The 12,068-nt window shown below is 66.6% G+C and carries 12 protein-coding genes and 1 tRNA gene; 9 read left to right on the forward strand and 4 right to left on the reverse strand.

Features of this window, described 5'->3' with window-relative positions; genetic code table 11:
• Positions 1 to 6: 6 nt before the first annotated feature.
• Positions 7 to 627, reverse strand: coding sequence for a thermonuclease family protein (locus F9C41_RS26585; protein WP_196279962.1), 621 nt, complete (start codon positions 625 to 627; stop codon positions 7 to 9).
• A 201-nt stretch (positions 628 to 828) separates the two neighbouring features.
• On the opposite strand from F9C41_RS26585, the gene F9C41_RS26590 reads away from it, so the two are divergent.
• The 5 genes from F9C41_RS26590 to F9C41_RS26610 are packed head-to-tail and all read left to right on the forward strand — an operon-like array spanning position 829 to position 5,397.
• Positions 829 to 1,242, forward strand: a complete 414-nt coding sequence (locus F9C41_RS26590; RefSeq protein WP_155389577.1) for an organic hydroperoxide resistance protein — start codon at positions 829 to 831, stop codon at positions 1,240 to 1,242.
• A 4-nt stretch (positions 1,243 to 1,246) separates the two neighbouring features.
• A complete protein-coding gene (locus F9C41_RS26595; protein WP_155389578.1) occupies positions 1,247 to 1,717 on the forward strand; it encodes a MarR family winged helix-turn-helix transcriptional regulator in 471 nt (156 codons plus the stop codon).
• Positions 1,714 to 2,706: an NADP-dependent oxidoreductase gene (locus F9C41_RS26600; RefSeq protein ID WP_155389579.1), complete on the forward strand. Its 993-nt coding sequence runs from the start codon at positions 1,714 to 1,716 to the stop codon at positions 2,704 to 2,706. Before F9C41_RS26595 ends, F9C41_RS26600 begins: the two co-directional genes overlap by 4 nt.
• Before the next feature lie 57 nt (positions 2,707 to 2,763).
• On the forward strand, positions 2,764 to 3,711 hold the full coding sequence (locus tag F9C41_RS26605) for a hypothetical protein (RefSeq protein WP_155389580.1): 948 nt from the start codon (positions 2,764 to 2,766) through the stop codon (positions 3,709 to 3,711).
• Between the two features lie 3 nt (positions 3,712 to 3,714).
• On the forward strand, positions 3,715 to 5,397 hold the full coding sequence (locus F9C41_RS26610; RefSeq protein ID WP_155389581.1) for a peptidase M16 family protein: 1,683 nt from the start codon (positions 3,715 to 3,717) through the stop codon (positions 5,395 to 5,397).
• A 93-nt stretch (positions 5,398 to 5,490) separates the two neighbouring features.
• Here the strand turns inward: F9C41_RS26610 and F9C41_RS26615 are convergent, their stop codons facing one another.
• From F9C41_RS26615 to F9C41_RS26625, 3 genes are all read right to left on the reverse strand, one after another.
• Positions 5,491 to 6,393 (reverse strand): DUF4190 domain-containing protein, encoded by a 903-nt coding sequence (locus F9C41_RS26615; RefSeq protein ID WP_155389582.1) that lies wholly within the window; start codon positions 6,391 to 6,393, stop codon positions 5,491 to 5,493.
• Between the two features lie 102 nt (positions 6,394 to 6,495).
• Positions 6,496 to 6,572, reverse strand: a tRNA-Arg gene (locus tag F9C41_RS26620).
• 129 nt (positions 6,573 to 6,701) lie between these two features.
• A complete protein-coding gene (locus tag F9C41_RS26625; protein ID WP_196279963.1) occupies positions 6,702 to 7,646 on the reverse strand; it encodes an alpha/beta hydrolase in 945 nt (314 codons plus the stop codon).
• A gap of 955 nt (positions 7,647 to 8,601) precedes the next feature.
• Between F9C41_RS26625 and F9C41_RS26630 the strand changes: the two genes are divergently transcribed.
• The 4 genes from F9C41_RS26630 (at position 8,602) to F9C41_RS26645 (ending at position 12,068) form a co-directional block, all read left to right on the forward strand.
• Positions 8,602 to 9,000 carry a hypothetical protein gene (locus F9C41_RS26630; protein ID WP_155389583.1) on the forward strand — a complete coding sequence of 133 codons (399 nt, stop codon included), beginning with the start codon at positions 8,602 to 8,604 and terminating at the stop codon, positions 8,998 to 9,000.
• A gap of 1,175 nt (positions 9,001 to 10,175) precedes the next feature.
• Complete coding sequence (locus F9C41_RS26635; protein WP_155389584.1) at positions 10,176 to 10,754, forward strand: hypothetical protein; 579 nt, start codon at positions 10,176 to 10,178, stop codon at positions 10,752 to 10,754.
• Positions 10,755 to 10,764: 10 nt separating this feature from the next.
• Positions 10,765 to 11,649, forward strand: coding sequence for a hypothetical protein (locus F9C41_RS26640; RefSeq protein ID WP_155389585.1), 885 nt, complete (start codon positions 10,765 to 10,767; stop codon positions 11,647 to 11,649).
• Positions 11,646 to 12,068 carry a hypothetical protein gene (locus F9C41_RS26645; RefSeq protein WP_155389586.1) on the forward strand — a complete coding sequence of 141 codons (423 nt, stop codon included), beginning with the start codon at positions 11,646 to 11,648 and terminating at the stop codon, positions 12,066 to 12,068. The genes F9C41_RS26640 and F9C41_RS26645 overlap by 4 nt, the downstream gene beginning before the upstream one ends.

The raw sequence follows: 12,068 nt of genomic DNA on the forward strand, positions 1-12,068 counted from the left end.
AAATGATTATCCGCCGACGCAGCTTCCCCACAGGCCACGCCGCTGCGCCCGCGCCTGCTCGACGGCGTCGTGCAGGTCCCGCTGGTGCGCCAGGTTGGGCCGGATCGCCAGCTCGCGTACGGCCCCGAGGGCGGCCAGTTCCCCGTTGACGAAACGGCCGTCGGCGGTCCACGCGTAGACCAGGCGGCGGCCGTACGGGTCGAAGCGCTCGGTGTCGGGCAGCAGCCACAGCCGCGCCCCGTTCGGGGCCAGCCGGTGCAGCTCGGTCCGCGCCGTCTCGGCCCAGCACTGCGGGCTGCCGTCGGCGCCGTGCAGCTCGGGCGCGTCGATGCCGAGCAGCCGCAGCTGGACCGGCTCGGTGACGTCGATCACCGGACCCGGCTGATCCGCGCTGACCTGCAGCGAATCGCCGTCGAGTGCGAACTCCACCCGCACCGGCTGCGCCCCGGCGGGCGGCCCGGTGGGGCGGGCGGACGGGCTCGGCGAGACCGTCCCGGACGGCGGCGGGGCATCGGGCCGGCTGTGGGCGTACCACAGCCAGCCACCCGCGGCGAGCACGAGCACCACCAGCCAGAACAGCGTCGCCCGCCACTCACGGCGTCGCCCGGTTTGTCGTGTTCGCACCACCGGCCCATCGTCGCACTGCCGTCCGGTGCCGCGGGCTTCGTCGCCCGTGCACGGGCGGGCTGCAGTTTCGGGGAAACTGCAGCCTCCGCCGGCCCGATACCTGCAGTTTCCCCGAAACTGCAGGCGCGGCAGGAGCGTGGAGTGACTTTGGTCGCGCAAGGTTTGGTTGTGCACAACCAAAATCATCGTTAGGTTCGGGGCATGACTTCTCTTTACACGGCTGTTGCGACGGCTACCGGTGACGGACGTGACGGCAAGGTGCGCAGCTCGGACGGGCTGCTGGAGGCGGCCGTGGCGACGCCGGTCGAGCTCGGCGGTGCGGGCGGGGCCACCAACCCGGAGCAGCTGTTCGCCGCCGGATACGCCGCCTGCTTCCACTCCGCGCTGCGGCTGGTCGCGCGGCGGGCCAAGGCCGACGTCGACGGCTCGGAGGTGACCGCGCACGTGGGGCTCGGCCGCGACGGCGCCGGGTTCGGCCTGTCCGTCACGCTGGAGGTCGCCCTGCCGGGCGTGCCCGCCGACACGGCACGCCAACTGGTGGACACCGCGCACCAGGTCTGCCCCTACTCGAACGCCACCCGCGGCAACATCGACGTGCAACTCGTGCTTCGCTGAGACCATGACCCGCGCCGACCGCCCGGAACCCGGTGACCTGGACCTGCAGAAACAGGTCTGCTTCGCGCTGTACGCGGCCAGCCGCGCGCTGACCGCGGTCTACCGCCCCGTGCTGGAACGGCTCGGCCTGACCTATCCGCAGTACCTGGTGATGCTGGTGCTCTGGGAACGCGGGCAGACCTCGGTCAAGGCGCTGGGCGAGTCCCTGCAGCTCGACTCGGGCACGCTGTCCCCGCTGCTCAAGCGACTGGAGGCGGCCGGTCTGGTGGACCGGGCCCGCGACCCGCGCGACGAGCGCTCCGTGGTGGTCAGCCTCACCCCGGCCGGCGACGGCCTGCGTGCGCAGGCCACCGGCATCCCGCGGGCCATCGCCGAGGCCACCGGCGTGCCCGCTTCCGAACTCGCTTCGCTGCGTGACACGCTGCGCAAGATCACTGAGGCGGCCACGGCCGCCCCGGACAAGGAGACGACGTGACCGTCGGACGTGAGATCCACCTGGCTTCGCGCCCCGTGGGCATGCCCACCCCCGACAACTTCCGCCTGATGGAGGTGGCGGTGCCGGAGCCCGCCGAGGGCCAGGTGAAGGTGCGCAACCTGGTGATGTCGGTGGACCCGTACATGCGCGGGCGGATGAACGACGTGAAGTCGTACGTGCCGCCGTTCGCGGTGGACGCGGTGCTCGACGGCGGGGCCGTCGGCGAGGTCGTCGAGTCGCGCTCGCCCGACCTGAAGCCCGGTGACCTGGTGCTGCACGGCTACGGCTGGCGGGAGTGGGCCGTCGACGACGCCCGGCGCTTCCGCAGGCTGGACCCCGTGGCCCCGCCGAGCGCCTTCCTCGGCGTGCTCGGCATGCCCGGCCTCACCGCGTACGTCGGCCTGCTCGACATCGCCGCGATGAAGCCCGGCGACACGGTGTTCGTGTCCGGCGCGGCGGGCGCGGTCGGCAGCCTCGTGGGCCAGCTCGCCCGGCTCAAGGGCGCCGCCCGCGTGATCGGCAGCGCCGGCAGCGCGGCGAAGGTCGCCCACCTCACCGGCGACCTCGGCTTCGACGCCGCGTTCAACTACCGCGACGGCGACGTGTCCAAACTGCTCAAGCAGGCCGCGCCGGACGGGATCGACGTCTACTTCGACAACGTCGGCGGCGACCACCTCACCGCGGCCATCGCCCGGGCGAAGCCGTTCGCCCGGTTCGCGCTGTGCGGCGCGATCTCGGCGTACAACGAGCCGGTGCCGGGGCCGGACAACATGGCGCTGCTCATCGGCAAGCGGCTCACCATGCGCGGCTTCATCGTCTCCGACCACAACGACCGCATGCCCGACCTGATCCGCGAGGTCGGCGCCTGGTACGCGGCCGGCGAGATCAAGGCCGAGGAAACCGTGGTCGAAGGACTGGAGAACGCGCCGGAGGCGTTCGCCGGCCTGCTGCGCGGAGCGAACACCGGCAAGATGGTGGTCAAGCTCTAGCCGTCCGGCGGTCGTCACGGGGCATCGCACAGCGTGACCGGTCACTAGGATGCCCCGGTGACGATCATCGGCCTGCCCGCGCCGTCCCCGGCGGCTCACGCCGTGGCCTTTCCCGAGGTCGAGGACGCGCGGGCGTGGTGCCGTGAGGGTGACTGGAACGCGCTGTCCGCCATGTTCGCGCGGTTGCGGACGGTCGACGACGTCTACTTCATGGCCCGGATCGTGGGAGACCTGCCGGAGGCGGACGCCTTTCTCTCGGACGTCGCGTCGGCGCAGCCGTCGGCGCCGCTGCCCAAGGTGCTGCTCGCCGCGCGTGCCATCGGGCTGGCCTGGCAGGCCCGCACCGGCGCGCGGGCGCAGCATGTCAGCCGGTCGCAGCTCGACCAGATGCACGAGCACCTGCGCCGTGGCGAGCAACTGCTGATCGAGGTCACCGCCCGTGACCCCGCCGACGGCGCCGCCTGGGCGCTGCGCATCACCAACGCGCGCGGATTGGAACTCGGCCAGGCCGAGGCCAGGCGGCGCTACGACCGCCTCGCCAAGCACCATCCGCACATGCACGGCGCGCAGGCGCAACTGCTCCAGCAATTGTGTCCGAAATGGAGCGGATCGTGGGAGTCGGCGTTCGCATTCGCACGGGCATGTGCCGCCGATGCGCCCGAGGGCGGCCTCAACGCGGCGCTGATCGCCCAGGCGCACATCGAGTACTGGCGGGAGCTGGACGGCAGCGAGCGGTCGGCCTACTTCCGCCGCCCCGACGTCGGGCAGGAACTCGCGACGGCCGCCGCCCGGTCGGTGCTGCACCCGTCGTACCGGCCGGTCTACGGCTGGGTGACCGCCCACCACCACTTCGCGGCGGCCTTCAGCCTGGCCGGTGACCACCGGCGGGCGCGCGCGCACTTCGACGCGCTCGGCGACCTGACCGACCGCTTCCCCTGGGCCTACCTCGGCGATCCGACCGCGCAGTTCGCCGAGCACCGTGCCCTCGCGGCGGGGAAGGGCTGACCCGTGCTCGAACTGACCGAGGTCGACGGGGTGCCCACCCTGGTCGCGCCGTCCTCCGGGCAGGCGGCGGCAGGTCTGATCTTCCGGGTCGGCCAGGCCGACGAGACGCTGCCGCTGCACGGCGTCACCCACCTGGTGGAGCACCTGGCACTGCACGACAGCGGGTTGTCCGACTACCACTACAACGGCGAGACGACATCCGTCTACACCCACTTCCACCTGCGCGGTTCCGAGTCCGATGTGGTGGGATACCTCGGCAAGGTCTGTGCCGGGCTGGCCGACCTGCCGATGCACCGGCTCGAGATCGAGAAGGAGATCCTGCGCACCGAGAGCCGCAGCCGCGGCGGCACCACCACACTGCCCCTGCGGCGGTACGGCGCGCGGGGCTACGGCCTGCCCAGCTACCCCGAGTGGGGCCTGGCCCGGCTGCGCCCCGAGGACCTGCGCGAGTGGGTGGAGACCTACTTCACCCGCGACAACGCCGTGCTGTGGATCGCCGGCAGCGGGGTCCCGGCCGGCCTGCGGCTGCCACTGCGGCCCGGGGTACGCCGTCCCGCGCCCGCGCCCACGTCGGCGCTGCCGGCGACGCCCGCCTGGTTCGCCGGTGACGACACCAGCGTGGTCTTCAGCGCCGTGGTCCGCCGCAGCACGGCCGCCAGTGTCTACTCCGGAGTGCTCGAACGGGAGCTGTTCCGCGACCTGCGGCAGGAGGGCGGCTACTCGTACACCGCCACCGCCACGTACGAACCCCGCGGCGACGGCTTCGCCACGGTCACCGCGTACGCGGACGCGCTGCCGGAGAAGCAGGGGGCCGCGCTCGGCGGCTTCGTCGACGTGCTGGCCCGGCTGCGGCACGGTGCCATCGACCCGAGCGGCGTCGCCGCCGTACGCACGAAGTCCCTGGAGAAGCTGAACCACCCCGAGATCGAGGCGGCCCGCCTGCCCGCACACGCCCTGAGCCTGCTCACCGGCCAGCGCAACCTGACCGTGGACGAGCTGCGGGCGGAGCTTTCGGCCGTCACCGTCGAGCAGGTGCACGCGGTCGCCGCCGAAGCCGTCGCCGCCGGGCTGCTGCAGACGCCCCACCGCACCACGGCCGACTGGGCCGGGTTCGCCGCCGCCCCGACGTCGTCCGCGCACGAGGCCGACGGCAACCGCCACCCGCACCGGGAGGACGGGGAGGTGGAGCTGGTCATCGGGCCGGACGCGACGAGCATCGTCCGCCCCGGCTCGTGCGCCACGGTCCGCTACGACGCGTGCGCGGCCATGCTGACCTGGCCCGACGGGGCTCGGCGGCTGATCGGCGACGACGGCATCGTGCTGCACCTGGAACCCGCCATGTGGACGGCGTCGCCCGTCGAGCTGGCCGTGCTGGACGCCGTCGTCGAACCGTCCCGGCACCTCCCGATGCCACCGCGCGATCCGGCCGCGATCCCCAGGCCCGGTGCCGGGCGGGCCGCTGCCGCCCGAGCCGGCGCCGGTGGCCGCGACAACCCGGGCGAGATCATCGCGATCGTGCTGCTCCTGCTGGTCGCCGTCGCACTGGGCGTGTTCGGCGTGCTGCAGGCCGTCATCGCCGCCACCACCGGCGGCAGGCCGCTCGACCTGTCGCTGCTCGGCGGCGCTGCGGTGGGCGCCGCCCTGTTCGCGACGCCGGTGGTGCTGCTGCTGCGCCGCCGCCGATGACACCGCGGCACCGGACCTGAGACGCACCGCGCGCCGGCCGACACCGCGGGGGGACACCGCCCAGGAAACGAGGTCCTGGGCGGTGTCGCGGGCTCAGCCCTTGAGCTTGCCCGTGCGTGCCGGGTCGAAGCTGGCGATGCAGGTCACCGCGCGGTCGCCGCCCGCCCAGCTCTCCGCCGTCGGGTAGAGGTAGTACGTGTCCACGGCCGGGTCGTCCACGGCGGCCGGGGCGTACGACTTCAGCAGGTCCGCGCAGCGCGGGTCGGCCTTCTTCTCGATCGCCTCGATGCCGGGGAAGCTGGTCTCGGTCAGCTTGAACTCGGCGTAGACCTCACCGTCGTGCGGCTCGGTGCACGGCACGACCGGCAGCTCCTCGATCTCGTCCTCGGTGCTGAGATCGTTGAGGCAGTCGCCGATGCGTAGCGAGTGCACGGACGTGTCGTCGCCGGTCGTGCCGGTGGTGCCGGTCGTACCGGTGGTGTCGGTGTTGGCGGCCACGATCGCCACGCCGATCACGCCGCAGATGACCAGCGACCAGATCGTGCTGAGGACCAGGCCGGCCACGGCCATGCCCTTGCCGTTCTGGTTGCGCTTCTTGATCTGCGACAGCGCCACGAAGCCGAAGATGAAGCCGAGCAGGACACCGCCCATGACGCCGAAGACCAGCGAGGCGATGGCGAAGCCGTTGGTCCCCGACGGCGCCGGGGGCACCTGCTGGTAGGGGACGCCGTAGCCGGCGGGCGGCGTCTGCTGCGGCGGGGCGCTGAAGGGCTGGTTCCCGCCGTACTGCTGGCCGGTGCCGTACTGCGGACCCGTGCCGTACTGGGGGTTCGTGCCGTACTGCGGATCCGTGCCGTACTGCGGGTTCGTGCCGTACGGCGCGAAGGGGTCGGCGGGCGGGCCGGACTGTGGCGCGGCCGGCGGCGGCACCGGAACCTGCGGATATGGCGGCTGCCCGGATGGCGGCGGAGTCGGTTCAGGAGAGGGGTAGTTCACCGACGGAAGTTATCACCGCGGACCGACGCCACGCGCGTACGTTCTCGCGTGGCTGGACGGGTGAGCAGGTATTACCCGGCCCGCCCGGTGGCCGTGTGGAGGTGGTGCGCCCGGCAGGACTCGAACCTGCGACCTGAGGATTAGAAGGCCCCTGCTCTATCCAGCTGAGCTACGGGCGCGCGATTGAAGGCTACCGTGCGGGACGACCGGCGTGATCGGCTACCCGGCGGAAGTTGACCACGATCCTAGGGCAGCGACACGCCGCCGAACAGCGACTTATGTTCATGATCGACCCGGGTGGCCGGGGGTCAGCGGAGCTGGGTCTGGAGCCAGTGGGCGGACTCGGTGAAGAAGCGGTCGCGGGCGGGCTGGCGGGACAGGGTCAGGTCGTGCTTGCCGCCCTCGATGCGCACCAGGGTGACGTCGCGGCCCAGCGCCGGCGCCCAGCGCACGATGTGGTCGACGTTGAGCACGGCGTCGGTGTCGTGTGCCAGCTCCGACCACTGCCGCTGCCGGTATGAGGCCGTCGAGCAGCCGACGAACACCGGCACCTGCAGCCCCAGCCCGGCGTGCAGCCGGCGCTGGCCGCTGCGGATCGCCTTGAGCCAGGCCACCCGGACCGGGAAGCCGCTCACGGGCTTCCAGTCGACCCGGTAGTCCCACTCGCCGTCGTGGTCGCGGTGCAGGCTGCGGCCGTACAGGCCGGGCAGCTTCAGCGGCACCACCCGGTACGGCGCGCGCTGGGCCAGCGAGCCGACCGCCGACACCGCCGGGCGGCGCATGATCCACGGCGCGTTGATGTCGAAGAACGGGCTGTTGAGCAGCAGCCCGTCGACGAGCCGGGCGCCGGCGCGGGCGTGCGCCCACAGCGACGAGATGAGGCCCCCGGTGGAGTGCGCGGCGACCACCATCGTGTCATGGCCGTCCTCCTCGCGGATGATCCGCGCCGCCTCGTCCAGCTCGGGGAAGTACTCGTCCATGCTGCGGGTGAAGTTGGGCGTCTGGTGCGGCAGCAGGCTGCGCCCGTACTTGCGCAGATCGAGGGCGTAGAAGTCGTAGCCGCGCTCGACGAAGAAGTCGGCCAGGTGTTTCTGAAAGAAGTAATCGGTGAATCCGTGCAGGTAAAGCACCGCGCGGCGGGTGCTTTCGGGCGCGCGCCGACTGACCAGGGTCGCGACGACCCGGCCCTGGTCGTCGTCGGGGAGTTCGATGACCCGCTGCAGGTACGGCTCGCCCAGGATGTCGGTCTGCACGCCGCTATGTTACCGCGAAGTAGGGCCAGCCTTAACAGATCAACTCCATGATCAGGCGGTTATCCCCAAGGCGGGCGTCGTCCACAGCTCGCGGCGCGCGGCGATGGCTCGCCACCGCGCTCCCGGCGCACCCTCTGAGGCATCGGACGCCGAGAGGAGAAATGACAGTGTTCGACACGAACATCACGATTGTCGGACGCTGTATATCGCCCACCCGTTGTCGCAGGTGGGACGATATCTAGCCCTTTTCGTCGACCACGTGTTGTTCGACGACAGCAAATGTATGGCCACTGTTGGTCAAGGAGCGGACAGACCCGCTGGCGAATCAACGTGAAGCTTTTGCGGCAAGCGGATCTTCCGACTCCCAGCCGCGATTGAGCGAGTGGCTGGCGTTGATGCAGAATGACTGGATGCACTCGAAGGGTAATCGTGGGTGGTGGGGTTTGTTCGCTGCCGTAGTGGCCCTAACTGTCCTCGGCCTGTCCGGGCTGGTGTGGTTTCTTACAGGCGAGGGCTTGGCACGCTCCGATCAGTGGGCGAGTGCGATCGGGCTGCCATTGGCTGTACTGGTCGCCGTGATCCCTCTGCTGGTGTGGATCGTTCGGCGAGCCCGCGCCGAACCTGCGGTGCAGCCATCGAGTTCCGTCACGGAGCCTCGTGCCAAGTTCCACGTCTCGGCTGGGCGGGATGCTTACACGGCCGAACAGATGATCATAAACCGAAACAGCGCGAACTCGGCCCGCGAAGAGTCGGAGCAGTAGGAGCAACGTCGAGCCGAGCAACGGCAATCGTGCGACGGACCGCGGTGACCTCGTACCGAGCACCATGCTAATGAGTGATCTGACGAACGAAGCGCTGTCGAATCGAGGACACAAAATCGCGATCATGGTGTCGCTAGTGGAAAATTCACGAGTCTAAGCGACCGTCGGGTGGCACCCAGACGTCAGGAGACATTGTGGATCTTACCGTAGCGGAGATCGCTTGGACCGCGGCAAACGGGCTAATTCAAGCAATGACCAACGATGCATGGCTCGGCATCAAGTCGCGCATCGCGAAGATACTCGGTCGCGGGTATGCCACAGAACCACAGGCTGAGGCGCAACTGGAGCACACGCTACGAGCCCTGGCCAGTAGCGACACAGACGCTGACGTCCGAAAGATCGAGGTCGCAAGGTGGGCCGGACGCTTAGAAGCAATCTTCGCAACTGAGCCCGAGATATCGAAACACTTGAGCGAAGCGCTCGCCGAGCTGATTCCCGGCCAATTCCCTGTAGTGCACCAAGACGTATTGGCAGGACGAGATGCGTATACCGCTGGCAGGGATCAGTACATCAGGGGCGATGCGCGCGACTAGTCTCCAAAAGCCGTGATGTTTCAGATCGCCGAAGCGAGTCGAGATGCCTTTACGGCGGGCCGAGATCTTCACCTGACTTTTGGAAGTCCGGGCATACTACCGCAGCACGCCTCGAACCTTCGCGTGCGGCCGATTTTCATTCAATATCTCAATCCCGAAGTCCTGGCCTGCTATGGCATTGGTCGCGCGGAACCTTCCGTCCTGCCTAGGGCGTTGCATGCAACTCGCCTGGCGGTTCTCGCAACAGAAGGGCACCTGATCCTGCCTGCATCGTATCTATTCGAGGTGCCTTGCATGCCGAGGTTTCTAAGCAACGTATCTGCGTTGATTGAAGCGAGAGTGCTCAGATACTCTTCGCACCTCTCGGACCTTAATGAATATGTGCAACATAAAGCGAGCGAGTATCGGGCCGATAGCATCAACCCATACACCGGCCGGTTCGCTAAAGGGTCATTGGCTCGAATTGCCTGGCAGCCGAGATACGCAGCCGACACCGCCTCCGACATAGCACGGGAGTGGGATAGCGCCCTCACTCAGGGACTCCTAACGCCGTTGCTAACTAGCATTACCGCCCGCGAACCATCCCGCGCTCTTCAGTCAGAGCGGAGCCTAAGAGAGGTGCCAAATAGATTAGCCGGCCAAGCATTCATCGGCCGGTTTGTTCGAGACAGTCTTCCGTTCAGAATCAATCCGCATGAGCGAACAAAGATCGATCACTTTTTGTCTCGCGCCTATCTCTGTAGCTATCTTTCTGACCTTGACGCGAATCTGTTATCCGAATTCAGCTTTGGGCAACTAACGTGCGGCGTCGAACGTACGACCGAAGAGTTCGCTGGTCGTGTCCTCTCGGCGCATCTTATCGACCTGACGCTAAAGTGGCTAAGAATATACGAATATATTCACAAGGTGGCATCTTGGCCAGAGCTACTCTTGCTACGCGACACACCTGAGTTCGCGCTTGTTATGACTAAGGCGTTTGGGGCTAGTTCGGAACTGCGCATAGCCGCGGTTCGCGCCAACCAAAGACGACGGCAGGAACGCGCAACGACGTTCCAGGATGTTTTGGCGTCGGTAGAAGGCGTCGCAACCGAGCTAGCTCGTTTCTAAAGAGGACTGGCGTCGTTAAGTAGGCGGCGCTACAATCCCGACGAACCTCTACAAAGGAGATCAGATCTATGCTGCTGTCAGTTTACTGCTCTGGATCGATCATGAAAGGCAAGAGCGACGCCAAGAAGCTTTGTTGGACGGACACCGAGAAGGACGAGGTCAGGAACGGCGCTGCACCGAGTGAGGTCGTTTTCCTCAACCCTGACGATCCCATCACCGACCCCAACAACTCTCTCGGGCAGTTCGGAAGGGACATGTTCCAAGTCATGACGGCGACGGCGATTATCGTCGATGCGCGTGAGCGCCGCGGCATTGGCATTGGAGTGGAGATGGCGGCGGCCGCAACATTCGGCACGCCAGTCATTGTTGTGGCACCACGGAACACACTATACCGCTCGGATGTCCTTGAGTATCGAGGAACAACCGTCTCGAACTATGTGCATCCGCACGTTGCCTCGCTGGCTTCTTTTCTCGCCGATGATTTCGAGGAGGCTGGACGGTTCCTCACACAAGTACCGGTACACAAAGAGCCGCCTGTTAATACTCCTGAGTGGCTTGATCGCGCCATCGAAGAGTATCGGGAGAATGTGTTGCCCGGCGATGAGCCCATGCTGCAAGCGATGAAACTGCTGATGTCGACGAAGTAGGAGCCCCCGGGTGATTTCCGATAATGGCACGAGTACGGCAAAGGAAGTTGATGAAATAGCAGGTCTCTACATCGTAGAAAACCCTGCACTTGAACATCTCCTTTTCGACCGAAATTTGATGGGGATCGAATTTCGGAGAGCGTGTGCAGAGAGCAGCCGGCTAATGGTCGGCCATCTCCTCGACGAACTCGATCCCGACGTCACGGAACTCGTGATCCTAGGCAAAGGACTTGCTTATCAACTTGCATCGGCGTTCGATTCGTACGGGTTGAACTTGCCGACGAACCTTCTAGCTACAAGTCGCAAAGACGTGGAGGGCGACTCCGCATCAGTCGTGGTTTCTTACCGATCCCTCGATGCTGCTGGTGACAGCATAATTATCGGAGATACTGTCGCTTCCGGCGCTACTGTCGTAACGGCACTCAACGAGTATCGGAAGGTTCATGAGGTGCGCAGGCTACACCTGCTCTCCTTTGCGGGTGCGGTAGGAGGCGCGCGCGTGATCCTGGATTATTGCAGACGTCACGCTATCCAGGCTAAGTTGCTCTACGGATTGGCAGCGTTCGGGTTAGCTAAGAATGGTTTCGACCTTTCGTTCCTACATCCAGACACGCTGACAAAAGACGCCTATCGACAGAGGGCTGCAGAGCAATTTAATTCTAAGCCGGTGTCTGCAGTCGGTTGGGACTTTGGCTCACAGTACATGGCTCCCGATAAATACAGAGCCTTGTCGTGGGTCGAAGCGGAAATATGGGGACTCAGGGGCCACGAATCCCTCGCAATAGCTAGCCGGCCGCGTAGCTTCTCGGTCGTATCGAAAGAGTCGGATGCATTTGCCGGTATGGCGGAGTATCTCCGTGATCCGAGTGAGCTTCCGCCTAGCGATCAACCGTGACCTTCAACGAGGAGCAACCTATGTCAGGCGATCCGAGCCAATCGGCTGCTCGAGCTTTGGTCCGTACATTGAATTCGGACGCGTGGCCACGTACCCGGAATGCCACGCTTGCTTTGTTCGCGCAGACCGGGCAAGCCGACGAAATCGAACAACTGCTCGACCGATCTCGCAAGGAACTGGAGGAGAACGGCGGGTCCTTGTCAGTCCTACACCGCCTGGAGTTGGCGTGGGCGGCAACGTTCTCCGAACTTGCAAGGCGCAACGATCGCCCCGAGTACCTCCCGCAGTTTGCTGCGTCGCTTGAGAAGCTAGCTGAAGCACCTAGCCGCGGTGGCTTGATACAGCAGACCTTCGCTGCGCGAGATGCCTATACCGCTGGTGGCGATCAGCACTTCTCGGATCGTCGTGGGGAAAAATGA

Source organism: Catellatospora paridis (genome assembly GCF_009720365.1).
GTDB classification, from domain to species: domain Bacteria; phylum Actinomycetota; class Actinomycetes; order Mycobacteriales; family Micromonosporaceae; genus Catellatospora; species Catellatospora paridis.

Bases quoted from the DNA above. Each gene is read 5' to 3' on its own strand.
- F9C41_RS26595 (WP_155389578.1), top strand. From the start codon at position 1,247: ATGACCCGCGCCGACCGCCCGGAACCCGGTGACCTGGACCTGCAGAAA.
- F9C41_RS26635 (WP_155389584.1), top strand. From the start codon at position 10,176: ATGCTGCTGTCAGTTTACTGCTCTGGATCGATCATGAAAGGCAAGAGC.
- F9C41_RS26590 (WP_155389577.1), top strand. From the start codon at position 829: ATGACTTCTCTTTACACGGCTGTTGCGACGGCTACCGGTGACGGACGT.